The 22,354-nt window shown below is 70.9% G+C and carries 21 protein-coding genes; all 21 read left to right on the forward strand.

Features of this window, described 5'->3' with window-relative positions:
- The first annotated feature begins 265 nt into the window (after positions 1-265).
- The 21 genes from HWX08_RS09195 to HWX08_RS09295 all read left to right on the forward strand — a co-directional run bounded on the left by HWX08_RS09195 (position 266) and on the right by HWX08_RS09295 (position 22,353).
- On the forward strand, positions 266-2,032 hold the full coding sequence (locus HWX08_RS09195) for a fatty acyl-AMP ligase (protein WP_244122699.1): 1,767 nt from the start codon (positions 266-268) through the stop codon (positions 2,030-2,032).
- On the forward strand, positions 2,029-2,739 hold the full coding sequence (locus HWX08_RS09200; protein WP_174920464.1) for an ABC transporter ATP-binding protein: 711 nt from the start codon (positions 2,029-2,031) through the stop codon (positions 2,737-2,739). Before HWX08_RS09195 ends, HWX08_RS09200 begins: the two co-directional genes overlap by 4 nt.
- Positions 2,711-3,928, forward strand: coding sequence for an ABC transporter permease (locus HWX08_RS09205; protein ID WP_174920465.1), 1,218 nt, complete (start codon positions 2,711-2,713; stop codon positions 3,926-3,928). The genes HWX08_RS09200 and HWX08_RS09205 overlap by 29 nt, the downstream gene beginning before the upstream one ends.
- Positions 3,925-4,665, forward strand: coding sequence for an outer membrane lipoprotein-sorting protein (locus HWX08_RS09210; RefSeq protein ID WP_174920466.1), 741 nt, complete (start codon positions 3,925-3,927; stop codon positions 4,663-4,665). Before HWX08_RS09205 ends, HWX08_RS09210 begins: the two co-directional genes overlap by 4 nt.
- A complete protein-coding gene (locus HWX08_RS09215; protein ID WP_174920467.1) occupies positions 4,655-5,974 on the forward strand; it encodes a hypothetical protein in 1,320 nt (439 codons plus the stop codon). The genes HWX08_RS09210 and HWX08_RS09215 overlap by 11 nt, the downstream gene beginning before the upstream one ends.
- A gap of 14 nt (positions 5,975-5,988) precedes the next feature.
- Complete coding sequence (locus HWX08_RS09220) at positions 5,989-7,095, forward strand: hypothetical protein (RefSeq protein ID WP_174920468.1); 1,107 nt, start codon at positions 5,989-5,991, stop codon at positions 7,093-7,095.
- A 58-nt stretch (positions 7,096-7,153) separates the two neighbouring features.
- Positions 7,154-7,408 (forward strand): acyl carrier protein, encoded by a 255-nt coding sequence (locus tag HWX08_RS09225; protein WP_011661019.1) that lies wholly within the window; start codon positions 7,154-7,156, stop codon positions 7,406-7,408.
- Positions 7,409-7,415: 7 nt separating this feature from the next.
- Complete coding sequence (locus tag HWX08_RS09230; RefSeq protein WP_174920469.1) at positions 7,416-8,300, forward strand: hypothetical protein; 885 nt, start codon at positions 7,416-7,418, stop codon at positions 8,298-8,300.
- A gap of 1 nt (position 8,301) precedes the next feature.
- The gene (locus tag HWX08_RS09235; protein ID WP_174920470.1) at positions 8,302-8,934 is read left to right on the forward strand and encodes a hypothetical protein; all 633 of its coding nucleotides are present in this window, start codon (positions 8,302-8,304) and stop codon (positions 8,932-8,934) included.
- A 1-nt stretch (position 8,935) separates the two neighbouring features.
- Positions 8,936-9,919: a ferritin-like domain-containing protein gene (locus HWX08_RS09240; RefSeq protein WP_069249716.1), complete on the forward strand. Its 984-nt coding sequence runs from the start codon at positions 8,936-8,938 to the stop codon at positions 9,917-9,919.
- Between the two features lie 3 nt (positions 9,920-9,922).
- Positions 9,923-10,912, forward strand: a complete 990-nt coding sequence (locus HWX08_RS09245; protein ID WP_069258612.1) for a beta-ketoacyl-[acyl-carrier-protein] synthase family protein — start codon at positions 9,923-9,925, stop codon at positions 10,910-10,912.
- Positions 10,902-12,077, forward strand: coding sequence for a PLP-dependent decarboxylase (locus tag HWX08_RS09250; RefSeq protein WP_174920471.1), 1,176 nt, complete (start codon positions 10,902-10,904; stop codon positions 12,075-12,077). Before HWX08_RS09245 ends, HWX08_RS09250 begins: the two co-directional genes overlap by 11 nt.
- Before the next feature lie 24 nt (positions 12,078-12,101).
- Positions 12,102-13,676, forward strand: a complete 1,575-nt coding sequence (locus HWX08_RS09255; protein WP_174920472.1) for an acyl-CoA ligase (AMP-forming), exosortase A system-associated — start codon at positions 12,102-12,104, stop codon at positions 13,674-13,676.
- Positions 13,673-14,764 (forward strand): hypothetical protein, encoded by a 1,092-nt coding sequence (locus HWX08_RS09260; protein WP_175807008.1) that lies wholly within the window; start codon positions 13,673-13,675, stop codon positions 14,762-14,764. The genes HWX08_RS09255 and HWX08_RS09260 overlap by 4 nt, the downstream gene beginning before the upstream one ends.
- Positions 14,764-16,614 carry an acyl-CoA dehydrogenase family protein gene (locus tag HWX08_RS09265; RefSeq protein ID WP_174921370.1) on the forward strand — a complete coding sequence of 617 codons (1,851 nt, stop codon included), beginning with the start codon at positions 14,764-14,766 and terminating at the stop codon, positions 16,612-16,614. Before HWX08_RS09260 ends, HWX08_RS09265 begins: the two co-directional genes overlap by 1 nt.
- 1 nt (position 16,615) lies before the next feature.
- On the forward strand, positions 16,616-17,875 hold the full coding sequence (locus HWX08_RS09270) for a citrate/2-methylcitrate synthase (protein ID WP_174921371.1): 1,260 nt from the start codon (positions 16,616-16,618) through the stop codon (positions 17,873-17,875).
- A 35-nt stretch (positions 17,876-17,910) separates the two neighbouring features.
- A complete protein-coding gene (locus HWX08_RS09275; RefSeq protein WP_069258618.1) occupies positions 17,911-18,573 on the forward strand; it encodes a class I SAM-dependent methyltransferase in 663 nt (220 codons plus the stop codon).
- A gap of 3 nt (positions 18,574-18,576) precedes the next feature.
- On the forward strand, positions 18,577-19,650 hold the full coding sequence (locus HWX08_RS09280; RefSeq protein ID WP_174921372.1) for a TauD/TfdA family dioxygenase: 1,074 nt from the start codon (positions 18,577-18,579) through the stop codon (positions 19,648-19,650).
- Between the two features lie 13 nt (positions 19,651-19,663).
- Positions 19,664-20,677, forward strand: a complete 1,014-nt coding sequence (locus HWX08_RS09285) for an ATP-binding cassette domain-containing protein (protein ID WP_174921373.1) — start codon at positions 19,664-19,666, stop codon at positions 20,675-20,677.
- Positions 20,670-21,749 (forward strand): ABC transporter permease, encoded by a 1,080-nt coding sequence (locus HWX08_RS09290; RefSeq protein ID WP_174921374.1) that lies wholly within the window; start codon positions 20,670-20,672, stop codon positions 21,747-21,749. The genes HWX08_RS09285 and HWX08_RS09290 overlap by 8 nt, the downstream gene beginning before the upstream one ends.
- Positions 21,750-21,810: 61 nt before the next feature.
- Positions 21,811-22,353 (forward strand): permease, encoded by a 543-nt coding sequence (locus tag HWX08_RS09295; protein ID WP_174921375.1) that lies wholly within the window; start codon positions 21,811-21,813, stop codon positions 22,351-22,353.
- Position 22,354 lies beyond the last annotated feature (1 nt).

Here is a 22,354-nt window from a genome sequence, read left to right on the forward strand (position 1 = left end):
AATTCTTCTGTGAGTCGATGCTTCGGACAAACGAATTTTCCGAACGCATTGCATGACGCCCGCGCATGAGCGCACCACATCGTGAACTAGACGACTGGTCGAATGCGACCGACCGGTCACCTCGTGGATGCGTTCCGCTCATGCATAGCGTGCGTAGATTCCGTTTGTCGCGTCGCATCGATCCGGCAAGAATCCTCCTCACTCGACGAACGGCGCCGCCGGCACCGTGGCCCGAGCGTCCGTGTTCCTCAAGGGGAGAATCCTCGTGACGAAGTGCGCATCCACCATTCATCGCCTGATCGAATCGCTCGAGGACGTCGCGGGCGCGCTGCACCGCATGACGTTCGTCGACGAGGCCGGCAACGAGGCGGGCATCACGTACCGGCGCTTCGCGGAAGAAGTGTTTCGCCAGGCCGGCGCGCTGCGCGAACTCGGCGTGCGCGAGAACGACCTGGTGATGCTCGCATTGCCCGCGTCGGTCGAGCATGCGGCCGCGATGATGGCCTGCGTGATGACGGGCGCGCTGCCCTGCACCGTGCCCGTTCCCGCGCGCCGCGCCGCCGCCGGGCGGCAGGTGATCGACGTCGCCTGCGAGCTGTACCGGCCGCGCGTCGTCATCGCCGCGGATGCGCAGGCCGCCGCGTGGCGCGACGCTGCATTCCCCGCGTCCTCCACCCGCGTCGTCGATCTCGAGATGCTGTCGAGCGCCGCGGATGCCGGCGGGCGCGCGCTGATCAGCGCGAAGCACGGCCGCGACCCGCATCACGTACAGCTCACGTCGGGTTCGACGTCGCACCCGAAGGCCGCGGTGCTCAGCCACGAGAACGTGATCGCGAACGTGCTCGGCATCGGCGGATCGGTGCGTTTCGACATCGCGGCCGGCGACGGCACTGCATCGTGGCTGCCGCTCTATCACGACATGGGGCTGCTCACGCTGCTGTCGAACATGCACTACCGCGCCCCGCTGCTGATGATGCAGCCGAACAGCTTCATCCGGAATCCGCTCGGCTGGCTGAAGCGCATCGCGTCGGCGCGCGCGACGACTACATCGGTGCCGACCTTCGCGCTGCGCTACTGCGTGCGCCGCTTCAATGCCGCCGCGATGGTAGGCGTCGACCTGTCCGCGTGCCGCAACATCTTCATCGGCGGCGAACGCGTGGACGACGCGACGCTGCGCGACTTCGCGGCGACGTTCGCGCCGTACGGTCTCGCCGCATCGGCGCTGCAGCCGTGCTACGGAATGGCCGAATCGACGCTCGCGGTATCGATGCATCGTGCGTGGCACGACGGCGCGATCGACGGCGCGCCGTACGTGATCGCCGACACGCTCGACCGGCGCGCGCTGATCGAGCGCCGCGACGCGCAGCCGGCCGCCGCGAATGACGGCGCCGCCGCCGCCAACACCGAAACCGTGCTCGCGATGGGCACGCCGATCGACGGCATGGCGTTCCGGATTCTCGACGACGGCGACCATGCGCTGGCGAACCGCGCGGTGGGCGAAGTCGCGATCCGCGGCACGTCGGTGATGCTCGGCTACCTGAACCCCGACGACGGCTCGATCGCCGCGCCGCTGACGGCCGACGGCTGGTTCCGCACCGGCGACATCGGCTACGTCGCGGACGGCCAGCTTCATATCCTCGGGCGCAAGAAGGAAGTCATCATCATTCGCGGCAGTAACTACTTCCCGCACGAAATCGAGGAAGCGCTTGCGTCGCATCGCACGCTGCGCAAGAGCACCTGCATCGCGTTCGGGCTGCCCGACCCGGAGACCGGCACCGAGCGGCTGGTCGTCGCGATCGAAGCGCGGCCCGTCGATGCGACGCCGCAGACGCGCGCCGAGTGCCAGCAACTGCTCGCGTCGCGCATCGGCTTCGCCGCGCAGGATCTGTGCTTCGTCGAACCCGGCTCGCTGCCGCGCACGACGAGCGGCAAGCTGCAGCGCGTGAAGTGCCGCGACCTGTATGCGAACGGCGCGCTGCCCGTGATCCACGCGCCGGCGGCCGCCGAAGCCGGCCACGGAGCGTACGCATGACGGCCGCCCCGCTCACGCCGGTGCTCGAACTGCGCGACGTCTCACGCGTGTACGAGGGCGCGGGCCGCGTCGTCGCGGTGCGCGGCGCGACGATCTCGATCGGCCGGCGCGACGTCGTCGCGCTCGTCGGCCCCTCGGGCAGCGGCAAGAGCACGCTGCTCAACCTCGCCGGCTTTCTCGACGTGCCGAGCACCGGCGAGCGCTGGCTCGAAGGCCGCCGGATCGACGATGCGCCGGATACGCTCGAGCGGATCCGCCGCGAGCGCATCGGCTTCGTGTTCCAGCAGTTCAACCTGATACCGGTGATGTCCGCGCTCGAGAACGTCGAGCTCGGCTGCTTCGCATGGGGCACGCCGCGCACGCGCCGCGAGCGCGCCCGCGCGATGCTCGACGCGGTGGGGCTCGCCGCGCGCGAACGCCACCGCCCCGGCGAGCTGTCCGGCGGCGAGCAGCAACGGGTCGCGCTGGCCCGCGCGCTCGCCAAGGAGCCGGCGATCGTGATCGCGGACGAGCCGACCGCCAGCCTCGACAGCACCAACGCGCGGGCGGTGGCCGAGCTGATCCTCGACACCAACCGCACGCTGGGCACCGCCTTTCTGATTGCGTCGCACGACGATCGTCTGTGCGCGCACCTGCCGCGCCGCATCGAGATGCGCGACGGCGTACCGGGAGTGAATCGTGAACTGGTCGACGTTTGCGTGGCGTAACCTCTGGCGCAACAAGCGCCGTACCGTGCTCACGATGGCGATGATCGGCGTTGCCGCGTTCGCGTCGAGCCTCGCGCTCGGCTATGTGATCGCGACCTTCGACGCGGTGCGCGAAGGGTCGATCGACAGCGGCGTCGGCCACGTGCAGGTGCTGCACCGCGGCTATCTCGACCTGATCGGCGAGCGGCCGCTGCAGTACGGGTTGAGCGCCGACGAGCAGGCCGCCGCAGCGCACGCGATCGCGGCGCTGCCCGGCGTCGCGACCACCGCGCGCGGCATCGACTTCGACGGGCTGATCTCGAACGGCGACCTGAGCGACGGCTTCGTCGGCGAAGGCATCGAGCCGAACCGCGAGCCGCCCGGCTTCTTCGACTATCACACGGTGCTGTCGGGCCGCTACCTGTCGCCGACGAATGCCGGCACCGAAGTCGTCGTCGGCGCCGAACTCGCGCGCAAGCTCGGCGTGCACGTCGGCTCGGTCGTGCAGCTGATGGCGTCGACCGCGCACGGCGGCATCAACGCGACCGACGCGCAGATCGTCGGCGTGATGAGCACGGGCAACAAGGACGTCGACGAGCGGATCGTCGACGTGACGTTCACGGCCGCGCAGGCGCTGCTGCGCACCGACCGCGCGTCGCGTATCGCGGTGTTCCTGTCGGACACGGCGCACACGCCGGCCGCCGCCGCGACGCTGCGCGCCGCGCTGCCGACGCTCGACGTGAAGACCTGGGACCAGCTCGTGTCGCTCTATCACCAGGTCGTCGCGCTGTACAAGAACCAGTTCTCGGTGTTCGGCGCGATTCTCTGCCTGACCATCCTGCTGTCGATGAGCAACTGGATCCTGATGAGCATCGTCGAGCGCCGTCGCGAGATCTCGACCCTGCGTGCGCTCGGCGTGCCGGCTGCAACGGTGCGCGGTGTGCTGATCCAGGAGACCGCCTTTCTAGGCCTGCTGGGCGCCGCCGCGGGCATCGCGGCGGCGCTGCTGACGATGGTCGCGCTCAACCACGCGCAGATCCATCTGCCCGCGCCGCCGGGCCGCGTGAAGCCGATCCTGCTCGAATTCGCGGTGTCGCCGGCCGCCGTGGCCGCCGTCGAAGGCGCGTTCGTCGCGCTCGGAGTGGCCGCCGCGCTGCTCGCGACGCTCGGGCTCGCCAAACGCAACATCCTCGAAGGACTCGCCCCATGATTCGCATTCGCTCCCTGGCCGCCGCGCTCGTCGCGTGCGCGCCGCTCGTGCAGGCCGCCGACGCGCCGACGGCCCAGACCATGCTCGCCCGCGCCGACGCATATCGCAGCACGGCCGCCGATACGCAGACGACCATCCAGATCACGAACGAAGTCGGCGGGCAGGCCGGCGACGCGACCCGCTACCTCGTCTACACGCGCGGCAACGGCGACACGCTCGCGCTCACGCGCAGCGGCGAGAACGACGGCCAGAAGTATCTCGCGACGACGCGCGGCCACTGGTTCTACGTGCCAAACACGCGCAGCGCGGTCCGCATCAACGGGATGCAACGGCTGCAGGGCGAGGTCGTGATCAGCGACATCACGCGCACGCACTGGGCGGACAGCTATCGCGCGTCGGCCGCGGCGGGCGCGACGACGATCGCCGGCAAGCCGGCCACCGAGCTCGACCTGACCGCGACCGACCCCGACAACGTGTACCCGACGATCAAGCTGTGGGTCACGCCCGATACCGACGTGCCGGTGCGCGCGCAGTTCTTCCTCGCGAGCGGCCTGCTGTTTCGCAGCGCCGACTTCGCCGCGCCGGTCGATGCGAACGGGCGCAAGGTGATCCGCAAGATCACGTATCGCAACGAGATCGAGAAGCAGCGCGCGAGCGTCGTCGATATCCTCGACGGCCAGCCGCACCGGATTCCGTCGGGCTGGTTCAACCCCGACACGCTTGCCGATGGCCAGTGACCGCGACGCCCATGCCGACGCCCATCGTGACCGCCCTCGCCCGTCAACCAGCCGCAGCTGGCCGCGTGTCGCGCTCGCCGTTCCGCTGGCGCTCGGCTGCACGCTCGCGCACGGAGAATCGCTGATGGAACAGTTGAGCACGCTGAACGGCATCGCGTACGCCCGCTCGGTCGACAGCATGGACGGCCACGCGTTGCTCGGCCACCTGATCGGCGACGAGCCGCGCAACCTGCAGGAAGCGGGCGTGCTCGCGCGCATCGACGGCGAAAACCTGTTCCTGAACGCCCGCGCGGTGGCCGCCAACCACTCGCTCGGCGCGCAGGCCACCCGCTTCAACGAGGCCGGCGTGCGCTACGCGTTTGACAACGGCATCACGCTCACGGCCGGCAAGCGGATCGATCCGCTCGACACGTCGCAGGCGTTCTTTCCGCTCGGCTTCTTCCAGAAGCGCGCGGCGACGGCCGACATCTACGACCGCTACGGCGACGTCGAAGGCACGCCGCTCGTCGAAGCGAAATGGGCCGGCGAGCAGACCACGGTGCAATTCATCGCCGGCGAAAACCGCACGCTGCGCAACGACGTCGACAACCGCGACGTGCAGGGCGCGACGCAGCTCGTGCGCGGGGCGTACAACTGGTCGGGCGGCTCGGCCGCGCTGCTCGCCGGCCGTCACGCGGGGCGCGGCGGCGCCGGCGCGACGCTGTCGTTCGACGTCGCGCGCTCGAACACCGTCTATGCGAGCGCGTGGCTCGAACGCGGCACGACGCGGCCGCTGCCGGCGTTCATCGCGAACGGCACGCCGCTCGATTCCCCGAACGCATACGACGCCGTCGATCGCCGCAACGATCGCCAGGTCATGTGGCGCAGCGCGGTCGGCATGCAGAGCGCGCTGCCCGGCAACGTCTCGCTGATCGTCGAGTGGTCGCACGACGAAGCGCGTTACGACGCGAGCCAGTGGCGCCGGATGGTCGGCGCGGTGCGCGCGAACAACGCACTGCTGCCCGCCGCACCCGGCGCCGCGCTGGCCGGCCTCGGCGGCACGGCCGATTTCGTGAGCGTCGACGGCAACCTGCGCGACTACCTGTTCGCACGTCTCGGCAAGAAGATCGGCCGCGTCGAGTATTCGCTGCGCGGCGTCTACTCGCCGCAAGACAAGGGCCTGCTCGCGATAGCGCAGGCCGTCGCCGACGTAAGCAAGCGCGTGAGCGTCGATGTCGCGGTCACCCGCGCGTTCTCCGACAGCAGTTCCGAGTACCGGATGGTCGGTCTCGGCACCCGTATCGACGCCGCCGTGCGCGTGCGCTTCTGACAGGAATCCTGCCCATGTCCACGCTTTCCGTTCCCGCTTCGTCCGCCGCCCCGCTCGCGACCCCGCTGCTGCTGCGCGTGGCCGACCAGGCCGCGTATCCGGTGCTGCGCCACTTCGACACGATCGCATCGCTCGGCACGCCGCCGCGCGCGGCCGCCCGGCTCGTCGAAGCGGCCGCCGTGCGGCTGCTCGACAGCGAGATGGTGATCGCGCTGCATCCCGCCACGCCGGACGTGCTGCCCGATTCGTCCGCGTCGACGCCGCTGCAACACGACGAGGCGCCGCTCACCGAGGCGCTGCTCGAACAGATCGGCCGCGAAGGGTTTCATCATCTGTTCAAGCCGTTCATGCGCGCGTTCATCCGCATCATGTTCGGGCTGTTCTTTTCGGAAGACCAGAACCGCCGCGCGTGCGACTGCATCGACAGCGGCCACAACTTCGCATTCCTGATGAGCGACGGCGGCGGCCCGACGCTCGCCGCGTGGCGCACGGTCGTGCGCAGCGACGACCACGGGCTCGCGCTCACCGTCGACAAGGTCTGGGGCATCGAAGCGCATCGCGACTGCATGGCGGTCGTGGCCGCGCGGCTGCCGGGCGTGATGTTCCCCGCCGCGTACCTCGTGTGGCCCGACGAGTACCGCAAGCTGAAGCGCACGACCTGCGGCGCGCCGTTCCTCGCGGGCAATCTGCAGCTCGCGAACGTCGGCGGCCAGGTGCGCGCGAGCGCCGACGATCGGCTGCGGATCGGCGGCCCGACCGTGTTCAACAAGTACCTGACCGTCGTGCGGCCGTACTTCGTCCGCGCGCTGATGGCGCACGTCGGCTGGCTCGAACGCACCGGCCGCGTCGAACTCGACGCCGACGCGCGCGCCGTGCACCGCTTCATCGAGGACGCCGCGCGCAGCCAGACCGACGACGCGCACTACAGCTTCGGCAAGGTGCAGCGCGTGCTCGCGATCAAGCTGCTGTCGAACGAGTTCCTGACGGCGCTCGTGCGCGACGGCCGGGTCGCGACCTTCGACGATCAGCGCGACCTGCTGGCGTTCTCGAAGATGGAAGGCAGTTCGTACCGTTGTTATCACGAGCTTCGCAAGAGCCTGCGCTGCGAAGCCGGCAGTTGACCCACGCGACAGGCCGATCGATCCCGATCAACCCACTTCATTACCAGGAGCTCCTCTCATGACGACCCAGACCGTTCCGGCCGACGCGCTCGACATCCTGTCCCGCGAAGTCGCGAAGATCCTCAACGTCGAGACCGTCGACACCGACGCCGGCATCGGCGAACTCGGCATCGATTCGCTGAACATCGTCGAGCTGATCGTGTTCTGCGAACAGCTCTACGGCTCGATCGATCCGGAGGCGCTGAACATCACGCAGTACACGACGCTGCAGCAGCTCGACGCGCAACTGCGCCGCCAGCAGCACGCCGCCTGACACGACGATGCTCGCGCCCCTTGCGACCGCGGCGGCTCCCGCCGCCCAGCCGGCACCGGCGACCGCACTGACCGTGCAGGCGCTCGCGTACCGGCGCGTCGCGCCGTCGCGCGACGGCGCGGCCGTGCCGCTCGACGACACGGCGCACGCGATCGGCACGCTCGCGTGCGCCGAACGCGAGCGCCTGTGCGGCGCGGTCGGCGCGGACGACTACGTGGTCAGCTCGACGATCCTGTCGATGCTGCTGATGAACGATTCGCCGCAGCATCGCGTGTTCGCGCACGCGCTCGCCGGCGCGAACGACTACACGCCCGACTGGATGACCTGCTCGTACGAGTGCGCGGGCTGGGGCTACGTGCTGCGCCGCGCGCTCGCGACCGCGGCGGAAACCGGGCCGCGCACGCTGCTGCTGCAGATCGTCGACATCGACGTGCACGGCTACACGTACTGGCACGGCAACCCCGCGTGGGGGCGCTCGGGCTTCGGCGTGTGCACGCTGCTCGTCGACGTCGGCCGCGAAGCGTCGCCGTCCGCGCGCTCGGTGCTCGCGGACGCCGCGCCGCCGGCCAGCGCGGTCGTGCGGCTGGGCCGCGACATCCGCACGTTCTGCGCGGCGCGCCCCGGCTTGCACGCGGCGCTGCCGTTCTTTCCAGCCACGTCGCGCCGCGCGCTGCTCGCGTCGGTCGGCAAGACGCCGCTGCTGCCCGACGGTCACGGGCTGTTCGGTCACGCATTCGGCAGCGATCCGTGGCTGTCGGTGCTGCTCGCGCACCGCGACGGCGACACGCCGCGCCGCGCGGCCGTCTGCTCGCTCGCGCTGAACGGCTATTACGCGGTCGCGGACGTCGCGTTCGCGCCGGATGCGACCTTCTCACTCGACGGCGAGGCGTGACATGGTGCGACCCGTTCACTTCACCTACCGGATCGAGCGCGATGCGCGGCAGCCGGTCGCGGTCGCCGCGAGCGCGTACCGGATGCCGCTCGACACGCCGGCCGACTATGCGCGCGCCGCGCTCGCGGAAAGCGCGGGCGACGTATACGACGCTGGCGACGCGGGCGACACGCTCGGCGGCGAACGCCGCGTGCTGCTCGACCACGTCCAGTATTTCGCGTTCCTCGCGGAAATCGCGGTGCGCATCCGCGACGCCGTGCATCCGGACGCGCGCGTGTTCATCGAAGTCTGCGCGCCGTACTTCGGTGCGCTGCCGGCCGAACTGCTCGCGCCGCACGTGCTGCTCGGCGTGCACCTGTACGACGAAGCGCTGCGCGATGCCGCACGCGGCGCCCCGGTCGTGTGGATCGGCGACCGCATCCTGCGCGATGCGGAGTTCGCCGGCGACAACCGCGTGTGCTGCGCGATCTGGCCCGCGCGGCTCGCCGACGCGTTCGACGCGCAGTTGCGCGGCCCATGGCCGTCGTATGCGATCCGTCTCGAACCGCACCCGGCGACGCCACGCGCCGCCGCCCCGCTGCTTACCGATTCCGCCCATCATTCCGGCGCCGCCGCGCGGCCGGGGAGACCTTGACATGACTGACACGCTTACCGTGATGCAGGATACGGCCGACATCCGCTGGTCGATGCCCGTCGACGCGCTGATGTCGAACGACTACGCGCTGCGCGAAGAGGCGCTGAACCGGCTGTACGAGAAGGCGAAGGCCGCGCAGTGGGACGTCGCGACCGACGTCGACTGGAGTCACGACCTCGATCCGGCGAATCCGCTGGGCATGCCCGACCCGACGCTGCTGATCTACGGCACGGAACTGTGGGGCAAGCTGTCCGACGCCGACAAGCGCGAGGTGCGCCATCACGCGCAGGGCTGGCTGCTGTCGCAGATCCTGCATGGCGAGCAGGCCGCGCTGATCTGCGCGTCGAAGCTCGCGTCGGCCGAGAACGGCCTGAGCGCGCGGCTGTGCGCCGCCGCGCAGATGATGGACGAAGCGCGCCACGTCGAGGCGTACGCGAAGCTCGTCAACGAGAAGCTCGACGTCAGCTACCCGATGAGCCGCTCGCTGAAGGGGCTGCTGCACGACACGATCACGAGCAGTGCGCTCGACATGACGAACCTCGGCATGCAGGTGCTCGTCGAGGGCATCGCGCTGTCGATCTTCCAGAGCGTCGTCGCGTACAGCACCGATCCGTTCATCAAGGACCTGTTCGTGCGCATCCAGCGCGACGAGTCGCGCCACTTCGCGGTCGGGCGGATCACGCTGTGCCGCGTGTATGCGGAGATGAGCGCGGTCGAGCTGCGCGAGCGCGAGGAGTTCGTCTGCGAAGGCGCGGCCGTGCTGTACGAGCACCTGTGTGCGGACGACATCTGGGAGCCGATGGGGCTGTCGAAACGCGAATGCAGCGCGATGGTGCGCGAGTCGCCCGTGTCCAGCTCGATCCGCCGCTCGATCTTCCGGCGCCTGGTGCCGACGATCCGCGAGATGGGCCTGCTCACGCCGACCGTGCAGGCGACCTTCGAAAAACTCGACGTCCTCGACTACGCGGCGATGCCGCTCAACTGAACCATGACGACGAACGCCTCCCCAGCCTCACGCAGCGCCGGCTTCTGGATCGGCATCGACGCGGTGGCCTACGAGCTGCCGGGCCTGCCGGTCGACATCGAAGCATGGGCCGCCGAGCGCGACTACCCCGCGCAGCGGGCCGCGGCGATCGCGCAGTCGGGCAGCCGTTATTTCCACATGGCGCTCGACACGAGCGAGACCGATCTCGCGATCGCGGCGGTCGGCCGGCTGCTCGACACGGCGCGCGTCGCGCCGTCCGACATCGGCGCGATCGTCCACGTGCACACGCAGCAGTTCAGCGTGCCGCCCGCGCCTCGCAGCCTGCCGCATGAAGTAGCCGCGCGGTTCGGCATCGAGCCGCTGTGGCTCGGCTCGGTCGCGCAGCTCAATTGCGTGTCGGTCGCGGCCGGCATCGAGGCGGTGCGCGCGCTGATGCGCCGCCATCCGCAGCTCGACGCGGCGCTCGTCGTGTCGTCCGACCGCGTGTACGGCGAGGATTACCGGATGCGGCAGATGACGGGCGTGCAGTGCGACGGCGCGGCCGCGATGCTGATCGCGCGCAACAGCACGAAGAACCGCCTCGGCGGCATCGCGATCGAGACGCATGCGAAATGGCATCGCGGCTCGGACACCGTCGCCGCGAACGAGGCCGACCTGATCATGATGGAGTGGCCGTACACGCGCAAGGCGATCGACGCGGCCGTCGCACTGGAACCGCACGCGCTCGACGCATACGAACTCGTGCTGCCGCACAACGCCGACCTGCCCGGCTGGAATGCGCTGTGCCGCGCGATGCGCGTGCCGGCCGAGCGGCTCTATGCGGAGAACATCCATGCGCGCGGCCATGCGTGCTGTTCGGATTTCCCGATCAACCTGGCCGACGTCGGGCTCGACGCGGTCGCGCGCGGGCAGCGCGTGCTGGGCGTCATGCAGTCGAACTGCGGCGCGTACGCGGCCGCCACGCTCCATCCGGTGGGCCGCCATGACGCCTGAGCGCCCGCTTCCGCCCACCGGCGACCACGCGTGGATCGCCGATCTGCGCACGCCGTGCTACGTGTACGAGCCGGAAGTCGCGATCGCGCGCTACCGGTCGCTGAAGGCGCGGCTCGGCACGCGGCTGATCGTGTCGCTGAAGGCGAACCCGAACCAGGACCTGCTCGCCCGCTGCGCGCACGCGTACGAGGACGGCGTCGAGCTCGCGAGCCGCGGCGAACTCGACGCGGTGATCGGCCGGATCAAGGCGCCGCGCTACCTGAACAACCCGGCGATGGACGAGATGTTCATGCGTGCGGGGCTCGCGTCGCGCTGCCACTTCGTGCTCGACAACCCGGACGCAGTCGCGCGCTTCGTGCCGCTCGCGCGCGAGGCGGCGGCCGGCGGCAGCACGCCGGGTTCGGTGCTGCTGCGCGTGAATGCCGGCGCGCTGGCCGGCGACGATGCGCGCCCGCTGTGGCACGACCACTTCGGGATGACGCCGAATGAAGCGCACGACGCGGTGCGCACGCTCGCCGCCGCCGGCTTGCCGGTGGCCGGGCTGCACGTATTCTCCGGCCCGCACTCGTTCATCCGGCAGGACGCGACGCAGCCCGACACGCTCGTGCTGCCCGAACGGCTCGCGGCACTGGCCCGCGATCTCGCGCCCGCCAACGGCGCGCCGCTCGCCTCGCTGAGCCTCGGCGGCGGCTTCGCCGACGATCATCCGGGCGACGCCGCATTCGAGCGCTATGCGAGCGCGCTCGCGCCGCTGGCCGGCCGGTATTCGCTCGCGCACGAATCCGGCCGCGCGATCTTCGCCGACGCGGGCGTGTTCGCGACGCGCGTCGTCGCGGTCAAGACGTGGCAGGACCGCACGATCGCCGTCTGCGACGGCGGACTGTCGCATGCGTTCCTGCTCGCGCAGACCGAATCGGTGATGCGCCGGCTGGCCGCGCCGTCGCTGGTGCGCCGCGCCCCCGCGCCGCCGTCGCGCGGCGTGCCGACGCTGTACGTCGGCAGCACCTGCAGCCGCGCGGACGTGATCGGCCGCGACGACGCGGGCGCGCCGCCGCAGGTCGGCGACATCGCGGTGTTCGCGCGCTGCGGCGCGTATCACCGCACGTACTCGATGGCGCATTTCCTGTCCCACGAAGCCGCGCACGTGTACGTGCGGCCCGCCTAGACCCATCCAACAGAGGAGCCGATCATGAACGCCCTGATCAGCGTCGCCGACCTGCTCGAACACGGCGCGCAGCGTTGGCCGCAGCATCCCGCCTATGCCGACGGCGGCGGCACGATGACCTACGAACAGCTCGCGCGCGCAGTCCGCCGCGCGGCCGCCGCGCTCGCGTCGCGCGGCGTGCGGCCCGGCGAGCGTGTCGCGATCTACGCGCCGAAGCGCGTCGAAACCGTGGTCGCGATGCTCGCGGCCAACGCGCTCGGCGCGATCTTCGTGCCGGTCAATCCGCAGTTGAAGGAAGCGCAGATCGAACACATCGTCACCGACAGCGGCGCGGCGCTGTTCATCACGGGCGCGCAGCGGATCAAGCGCTTGCCGGCGCTCGCCGCGCTCGTCGGTGAACGCGCGATGCTGATCGAGGAGCTGGCCGACGCGATCGGCGCGTCCGGCGCCGACACTTCAGCATCGTTCGCCGCCGGCCGCTCGGTCGACGACGATCCCGCCGCGCTGCTCTACACGTCCGGCTCGACCGGCAAGCCGAAAGGCGTGGTCGTGTCGCATCGCAACCTGGTGTCGGGCGCGTTCAGCGTCGCCGCTTACCAGGCGCTGGCCGACGACGACGTCGTGCTCGGCGTGCTGCCGCTCAGTTTCGATGCGGGCCTGAGCCAGCTCACGACCGCGCTCGCCGTCGGCGCGTGCTACGCGCCGCTCGATTTCCTGCAGCCGGCCGAGGTGCCGCGCCATTGCGACGCATTCGGCGTGACGTCGATCACCGGCGTGCCGCCGTTGTGGATGCAGCTCGCGTCCACCGGCTGGAGCGATACCGCCCGCACGCGGATCCGCCGCTTCGCGAACACGGGCGGCCATCTCGCGACCCCGCTGCTGCACCGGCTGCAGGCGCTGTTCACGAACGCCGCGCCGTACCTGATGTACGGACTGACCGAAGCGTTCCGCTCGACGTACCTGCCGCCGGCCGACGCCGCCCTGCGGCCGACGTCGATCGGCAAGGCCGTGCCGAACGCCGAAATCCTCGTGCTGCGCGCGGACGGCAGCGAATGCGCGGCCGACGAGCCCGGCGAACTCGTGCATCGCGGCGCGTTCGTCACGCTCGGCTACTGGAACCGGCCCGAGCTGACCGCGCAGCGCTTTCGCGCGCTGCCGCGCCGGCACGGCGAGATTCCGCGCGCCGACGTCGCGGTGTGGTCCGGCGACATCGTGCGCCGCGACGCGGACGGCTACCTGTACTTCGTCGCGCGCGGCGACGACATGATCAAGACGTCCGGCTATCGCGTGAGCCCGACCGAGGTCGAGGACGTGCTGTTCGCGCTGCCCCACATCCGCGAGGCCGCGGTGTTCGGCGTGCCGCACGCGTCGCTCGGCGAGGCGATCGCCGCATGCGTCGTGTCGACGCTCGACGCCGACGCATGCCGCGCCGACATCGCGCGCGCGTGCCGCGACGCATTGCCCACCTACATGAACCCGCTCGTCGTCGAATCGCTGCCCGCGTTGCCGCGCAACCCGAACGGCAAGATCGACCGCCCCGCGCTGAAAAACCAGTACCGCGACGCGTTCGCGCACACGAACGAGGAGACCGCCGCATGACCTTGTCGACGCTCGATGAAACCTGCCTCGGCGCGCGCCGCGTCGCCGCGCCCGGCACGCTCGCGCTGTCGGGCGGCGTCGTGGTGCTGCCGCCGTCGGTCGTGTTCAGCGCGATCCAGGCGCAGGAACGCCATCCCGGCTACCGCCACCTGCTGCTGCCGCAGGCCCGCTTCGCGCGGCCGCGCGGGATGGGCGCGCTGACGCCCGACGAAGGCACGCGCCTCGCGCCGGGCGGCCGGCCCACGCTGCGGGTCGCGCCGCCCGGGCGCAGCCTCGCCGACCTCGCCGCCGACGCGGCGCTCGACCTGCGCGACCAGCTCGGCTCCGCGCAACTGGCCCGCACGACCCACGTGATCGTCGCGAGCTGCGCGCTCAACGAAGGCATCGGCGATTCGGTCGTCGGGCGCATGCAGTACGAACTCGGGCTGCAGCGCGTGACGCCGTTCGCGCTCGGCCAGAACGGCACGCTCGGCTGGTATTCCGCGTTGATGCTGCTCGACGGGCTGCTCGACGAAGGCGACCAGGCGCTCGTGATCCTCAGCGACAAGTGGCTCTACCCGTTCTTCCGCCAGTTCGGCGACCTGGTCGGCTACGGCGACGCGGCCGCCGCGCTGCTCGTGTCGCGTGCGGGCCCGACGCCCGAGCCGGCCGACTGGGGCGGCGTGCGATCCGTCGCGGTCGAATTCGGGCCGTCGATCGCCGATCCGTGGGCCGACGCGCCGGTCACGCTGCGCGACACGCTCGCGCCGGTCGCCGCACGGGCGATCCGCCGCGCGCTCGACCACGCGAACCTGCGCGCGAACCAGATCGACTGGTGCGTGCCGCCCGGTTTCGATCCGGGCTTCGCCGCGCGCGTGGCCGACGCCGCGTCGATCCCGGTCGCCGCGCGCATCCAGCATGAAGCCGCGGGCCACCTGTCGTCGGCCGAATCGGCGGCCGCACTGATCCGGCTCGCCGGCGCGCTCGACGAAGGCGAACGCCGCACGGTGCTCGTGTGGGATGCGGCGCTGCACGGCGCGGCGGCGGCGGCCGTCGTCGACCTCGCCGGCGGCCTCGACGCCGCGCTCGATATCGAAGGAGACGCGTGATGAGCGCCTACAAGGTGAGCCTGCGCGAACTGCGCTTCTTTCTGTGGGAACTGTTCGAAGCCGACCGGCGCTTCCTGACCGAGCCCAACCCGTACGGCACGCACGACCGCGCATCGATCGACGCGCTGCTCGAACGCGCGCGCGACTTCGCGCTCGACCTCGGCCGCAGCTATCAGCAGGCGGACGTCGAGGGCTGCACGCTGCTCGACGACGGCCAGGTGCGCATTCCGTCGCATTTCCACGCGCTGTGGGCGCGCTTTCGCGACGAATGGTCGAACACGCTGTTCGGCACCGCGCACGGGCTGCCGCCGATCGTCACGCAGATGATCTACGAGATGTTCATGGGCGCGAACCCGTCGTTCATGACGTACGGCGGCTTCACGCGCCCCGCGATCAAGCTGCTGCAGATGCACGGCACGCCGCACCAGAAGGCGTTGATCGCGCCGCTCGAAGCGTACCGCTGGGACGCATGCTTCTGCGCGACCGAACCGCAGGCCGGCACCGACCTCACCGCGGTCGCACTGCGCGCGACGCCGCTCGAACGCGACATCTACGCGATCGACGGCGAGAAGGTCTACATCTCCGCCGGCATGCACGAGCTGACCGAGAACACGCTGTACTTCGTGCTCGGCCGCATCGACACCGCGTCGCCCGACTCGTTCTCGCTGTCGTGCCTCGTCGTGCCGCGCTTCTGGCCGGACGAGGAGACGGGCGAACTGCAGCCGAACCACGTCGACTGCATCGGCCTGCCGCGCAAGATGGGGCTCAAGGGCTGCGCGAACACGCATCTCGTGTTCGGCGCGAACGGCACGACCCGAGGCTGGCTGCTCGGCGGCCGGCGCAACGTCGGCCTGCTGCAGTTGATGCCGCTGATGAACCAGGCGCGGATGAGCACGGGCATGTTCGGCGTCGGCGTCGCGTCGAGCGCGTACCTGCACGCAGTCGAATACGCGGGGCGCCGGCTGCAGGGCCGGCCTATCGAGCGCGCATCGAACACCAACGCCGCACGTGTCGCGATCGTCGAGCACGCGGACGTGCAGCGCATGCTCGTCGACATGAAAAGCCGTGTCGACGGCTGCCGCGGCCTGCTCGGCAAGCTCGCGGCGACCGCGACGCGCGCGGCGATGCTCGAAGCGACGCCCGATGCCGACCCGGCCGAGATCGAGCGCCATCGCAAGCTCCAGTTGCTGCTGACGCCGATCTGCAAGGCGTTCATCTCCGACCAGGCATGGCGGATCTGCGAAACCGCGATCCAGGTGCACGGCGGGCTCGGCTATACCGACGCGAGCCCCGTCGAGCAGAACGCGCGCGACGTGAAGATCCTGTCGATCTGGGAAGGCACGAACTACATCCAGGCGCAGGACCTCGTGCGCGACAAGCTCGGCTTCGGCCGCCATTCGCGGCTGATCCAGTACTACCGCGACGAGCTCGACGTGTTTCTCGCACGCCAGCATCACGCGGGCACGCACGCGGAACTGCGCCCGCTGTTCGACGCGCTGCGCGCGGGCGCCGACCGGATCGCCGCCGCGCTCGACGACATCGCGCGCGACGTGCAGGACGGCCACACGCACCGCAGCAGCCAGTTCTACACGCGCTTTCTCGAGATGTTCGGCATCGTCACGTCGGCGTGGGTGCTGCTCGAATCGGCGACGATCGCCGCGCGCCGGCTCGACGCGCCGGAAACGGCCGACACGCCTGCCGAACTCGCGTTCTATCGCGGCAAGCTGAAAAGCGCGCGCTACTACTTCGCGAACGTGCTGCCCGTCGTCGACCAGCACGCGGCCGTGATCGCCACGATGGCGCAGGCGGCGATCAGCGTCAGCAGCGAAGAACTCGCGCAGGTGGAATGACATGGACACGACACTTAATCACGGCACTACCGTCACGCCTGCCACGAATGCGTCGTCCGGCGACGCACCGCGCAACCTGCTCGGCCGCCCCGCCACCCGCCACCGCGGCACCGACATCGACGGCGCGACGCTCGAACCCGAAGCGCTGCGCGTGCGCGATCTCGACCTGAACGCGCTGATCGGCGCGACGACGTTCGAAGGCGCACTCGCGCATCTGTGGTTCGACGTCGCGCCGGGCAGCGCCGCGCATCGCACGCACGAAGCGGCGATCGGCGCGCGGCTCGCGACGTTCGCCGATGCGCTGGCGCCCGGCTCGGCCGCGCAGTCCTTCGCAGCAGATCTCGGCGCGGCCGGCGTCGCGCCGGTGTTCGCGGCCGCGTCCGGCCTGCTGCGCGGCTTCGACGACGTGACCGCGCGCGTGCGCGGCGACGCCGCGCCGGACGACGCCGATCTCGACACGATGCTGCTGTGCGCGGCCGCCGCGCCGTTCCTGCTGCGTGCGGCGATCGAAGGCCGCCCGTTCGCCGCGCGCGACGATGCGGCCGGCGCGTCGCTCGACGGCGCCGCGACGCAAGCCCGTCGCATGCTCGTGCTGACCGGCGCGACGCGCACCGACGCACCGGCGCAGGCGGCGATGGACATGCTGCTCGTCGCGTGGCACGCCGGCTTCGGCTACATCACGCCGACCGTGCTCGCGCCGCGCGTCGCGATCGGCACCGGCGTGACGCTCACGCAGGCGATCGCGTCCGGTTTCCTCGCGAGCGGACCGTCGCACGTCGGCGCGGCGCTCGAAGCGATGCAGTGGCTCGCCGCGCTCGTGCGCGCGATCCCCGGCGGCACCGATGCACCGGCCGCCGCGCTCGATGCGGCCGGGCGCGCGGCGATCGATGCGACGCTCGACGCGAAACGCACGCTGTACGGCTTCGGCCATCCGCTGTTCGTCGCCGACCCGCGGCCGCCGCACATGCGCGGCCGGTTCGCCACATGCGGCTTCGACGGCGCGTACGTGACGCTGTTCGACGCGTGCTGCGCGCAGGCCGACGCGCGCCGCGCGTTGCGGCCGAACATCGATTTCCTGACCGCCGCGACGCTGCTCGAACTCGGTGTCGCCGCGCCGTCGTGGGGTGTCGGCGTCGGACTCGGCGCGCGCATCGCGGCGATGGCCGCGCATGCGGTCGAGCGCCGGCGCCGCCCGGCTTTCGGCGTCAACAGCGCGACCGCGCGACGGCTGCTGGCCGCCGTGCCGGTCGGCTGGTTGTGAACCCTTCTCCCTCCGCACTCAGCCAAAGGAACGTCATGCTGCTCAAGAACCTGCGCCCGGCGAACGACTACGATCGCTTCGCCACCGAAACGCTCGAACCGTGGGACCTGCTGTTCATCAGCCGCATCCGCCAGCTCGCGCGCGCGATGACGCCCGGCACGATCGCCGACATCGGCACGGCCACCGGCGTCGTGCCGGTGCGGCTCGCGACCGATCCGGCGATGCGCGGCTGGCGCTACGTCGGCATCGATCTCGATCCGGCGATGCTCGACGAAGGCCGCCCGCGCATCCACGACCTCGGTCTCGACGACACGATCGAGATGCGCGTGGGCGACGCGCTCGCGCTGCCGTTCGACGACGGCACGCTGACGATGGCCGTCGGCCGCGCGACGCTGCACCATCTGCCCGACAAGGCGCTGAGCCTCACCGAGATGTATCGCGTACTGGAGCCGGGCGGGATCGCGCTCGTGCACGACATGCGCCGCGACGCGCCGCAGCACCTGCTCGACCGCTTCACCGAGATGCGCGCCGCCGCCGACTATCCGCCGACCCACGTCGAGGAGAAGATCACGCTCGACGAAGCGCACGCGCTCGTCGCCGAAGCCGGTCTCGCCGACGTCGCGTCGATCTACAGCCCGAGCGCGGGGCTCGGCGCGCTCGGCTTCGAGATCCTGCTGAAGAAACCGGCGCTGGCCTGAGCGATGACCGACCTCGCCTTCCTCGCCGCGCATGCCGCCGCACGGCTCGGCGCCGACGACGTGCACTGCGCGGCGGTCGCGCCCGGCGCGACGCTGCCGTTGTGCGTGACGCCGCGCAGCGCCGAACTCGCGACGTCGCCGGAGATGTTCGTCGCGTGGTACCGCTCGCGGCTCGACACGATCGACACGCTGCTCGACGCGTGCGGCGCGCTGCTGTGGCGCGGCTTCGCGGTGCCCGACACCGCTGCGTTCGGCCGCCTCGGCGCGCTGTATCCGGCGCACGCGAACGGCTACACGGCGGGCGCCGCGCCGCGCAGGCAGATCGACGGCCGGGTGTACGAGTCGACCCGCATGCCGCCGCCGTTCAAGATCGGGCTGCACCAGGAGATGGCCTACATGCCCGCATTTCCGCGCCTCGTCGCGTTCTACTGCCGGCAGCCGGCCGACGCGGGCGGCGAGACGCCGATCTGCGACATGCGGCGCGTGACGGCGCGCGTGCCGGCCGCGCTGCGCGAACGGTTCGCCGAGCGCGGCGTGATGTACCTGCGCAATTTCGCGGCGCCCGGCGATCGCGCGGACGGCCTCGCCGCGAACCCGAACCTGCCGTTCGCCGAATACCACCGGCCGTGGGACGACGCGTTCGGCACGCGCGAGCGCGACGAGGTCGAGCGGCTGTGCGCGGAGCGCGGCGTCGGCTGCCGCTGGCTCGACGACGGCAGCGTGACCGTGTCGCATGTGGGTAGCGCGCTGCGCGTGCATCCGCGCACCGGCGAAACCGTGTGGTTCAACCAGGCGAGCGCGCAGCACCCGAACCCGCGCTCGATGGGCGAACTGAGCTTCCGCTACCTGCAGCGCATGTACGGCGCACGCGCCGCATTCCCGTACGAGATCCGCTACGGCGACGGCTCGCCGATGCCGTTCGACGATCTCGCGCCGATCTACGACGCGTTCGACGACGAGGAGCTGGCATTCCCGTGGCAGGCCGGCGACGTGCTCGTCGTCGACAACATGCTGGTCGCGCACGGCCGCAACCCGTACCGGGGCGCGCGCGACACGCAGGTCATGCTGTTCGACTGACAGGAAGCCGACGATGAGCGATTCGTTCCTCGCCTCCGTGCGCGCGCTGTTCGGCCCGCACACCGCATTCGACCGGCCGCTGCGCACGGCCGCGCCGCCGCTGCCCGATGCGCACGCGCCGGGCGCGGCGCTGGGTGCGCGCGCGATCGACGTCGCGGCCGGCGATTTCCGCTTTTCCGCGCGCCACGTGCGGTTCCGGCTCGGCGCCGTCACCGCGATCGTCGGGCCGAACGGCTCCGGCAAGACCACGCTGCTCGAAACGCTGCTCGGCTTCCGGCGCGGCGGCACCGACGTGCGCGTGCTCGACGAGCCGGCCGCGCGCTTCATGCGCGATACGCGCTCGCTGCGGCGCCTCGGCGCGCAGTTGCAGAAGGTCGAGTATCCCGATCATCTGCGCGTGTCGGAAATCGTCGCGCTGCACCGCGCGATGTACGTGCACACGGATGCCGCGGTCACCGATGCGCTCGGCATTGCCGAGCTGCTCGACAAGCCGTGCCGCGCGCTGTCGAAGGGGCAGCGCCAGCGCGTGGATCTCTACGTCGCGCTCGCGCACCGGCCCGAACTGGCCGTGCTCGACGAGCCGTTCACCGGCCTCGACCGCCGCTATGCGGGCGTCGTGATCGACCTGCTGCGCCACCGCGCGCGCGGCACGAGCATCGCGATGATCTGCCATGCGGAGGAAGAGCTGGCCGTCGTCGACGATCTCGTGTGGGTGCGCGACGGCGGCGTGCGCTACCAGGGCGACCGGGACGCGCTGCGCGCCGAACTCGTCGGCGACGCGCGCGCGGTCCTGCATTGCCGCGACGAAGCCGACGCGCGCGCGCTGCGCAAGCGGCTCGCGGCGCTGCCGGGCGTGACCGGCGTGCGCGTGTCGCCCACGCACGTCGTCGAGGTGTTCGGCGACGCAACGCTGCATCCGAACGTGCACCGCATCGTCGGCGAACGGGGCATCCAGCATCTCGCGCTCGCGCCGAGCACGCCGGGCGACCTGCTGCGCGTCTGTACCGAGGGCCCCATTCATGACTAAGGTGTTCCTGATCCTCGTGCGCAACGAGCTGCTCGGCTATCTGCGCAGCCGCTCGTCGCTGTTCTGGACGCTCGTGTTCCCGGTGTTCCTGCTGAGCGTGATGCTGTTCGCGTTCGGCGGGTCGGGTTCGCTCGGCACCGCGGACGTCGCGTTCGACGTGCCCGGCGGCGCCACGCCGTACAGCCGCGCATGCGAAGCGCAGATCGTCGCGAGCCTCACGCACAGCGACACGGTGAAGGCGACCTTCGACGGCCGCGGCGCGGCCGCCGATCGCGTGACCGTCGTGCTCGGCGCCGACGAGCGCACGCCCGCGACGATCCGTTACGACTTCAACGGCTCGCTGGCCGTAAAGGCCGCGTCGCGCGTCGTCGAGATCGCGCTCGCGCGCTGCGCCGCGCAGCGGCTCGGGCTGCCCGCCGCGCAGGCGCGCTTCGAGAACGCGGCGCCCGCGCGCCGCCCGTTCGACTATGGCGCGTTCTTCGCGACCGGCATTCTCGTGATGGCGTTCATGGCGATCGGCCTCAACTCGACCACCACCGCGATCGCGTCGCTGCGCGAGCGCAATACGTTCAAGCTGTACGTGTGCTTCCCGGTCTCGCGCGGCGTGTTTCTCGCCGCGCTGGTCGTCGCGCGGATGGCGATGATGGCGCTGTCGGCGCTCGTGCTGCTGACCGTCGCGCGCGTCGCGTTCGGCATCGCGCTGCCGATTGCGACGCCCGACGGGCTGCGCGCGCTGCCGATCGTGCTGCTCGGCGCGGCGATGGTGCTCAGCATCGGCGTGCTGCTCGCGAGCCGCACGAAATCGCTCGCCGCGGCCGAACTCGCGTGCAACGTCACCTACTACCCGCTGCTGTTCTTCAGCGACCTGACGATCCCGATGCACGACGCGCCGGCCTGGCTGAAGGCCGTCCTCGCGTTCCTGCCGACCAACCAGTTCGCGGTCGCGCTGCGCGGCGCGCTGGTCGACGGCGCCCCGTACGCGCAGCTCGCGCCGCAACTGCTCGGCATGACCGCGAGCACCGCGCTGTTCCTGTTCGCCGCCGCGCGGCTGTTCCGCTGGCACGACGCGTGACGCGCCGGCCGCCGCTTCGATGTTTCGACATTTCGATGTTTCGACGAAGGAGAAATCCCCGATGAAGTCCAGCAATCCCATAACCGACTACCTGCTGCACGCGAGCAACTTCCTACCGGCGATCGTGTTCCTGTTCTACGGCCGCCTCGGCCCCGAACAGCCGGACGTGCGCTGGACGCATGCGTTCCTGATCGGCGGCGTGCTCGCGCTCGTGCACGGCGCATGGCTGGTCCGCCGCGCGGACCGCAACAGCATCGCGATCGGCGTCGACCTGTTCCTCGTGATCGGCGCGGTGCTCGCGCTGGTATCGCCCGCCGGTAGCCGTTTGTGGGGCGAGGAACTCGGGCCGGCCGCGATGCTCGTCTGCGTGCTGGTCGTCGGCATCGTGCATACCGCGTGGTCGGCAGGCGGCTTCGTCGACGGCACGTTCGTCGATCACGCGCGCGCGCGGTCGCTGTCGATCGTGCTGCTCGCCGTCACCGTCGTCGCGCTCGCGGTGTCGATCGCGATGCGACACAGCCCGCTTTGGGGCGGCGTCGTGCCGTTGATCGCGCTGGTCGTCGTGCGCGGCCGGCTGCGCAAGCAGCTCGTGCGGGCCCACTGAC

This window comes from Burkholderia metallica, assembly GCF_902832845.1.
GTDB classification, from domain to species: Bacteria; Pseudomonadota; Gammaproteobacteria; order Burkholderiales; family Burkholderiaceae; genus Burkholderia; species Burkholderia metallica.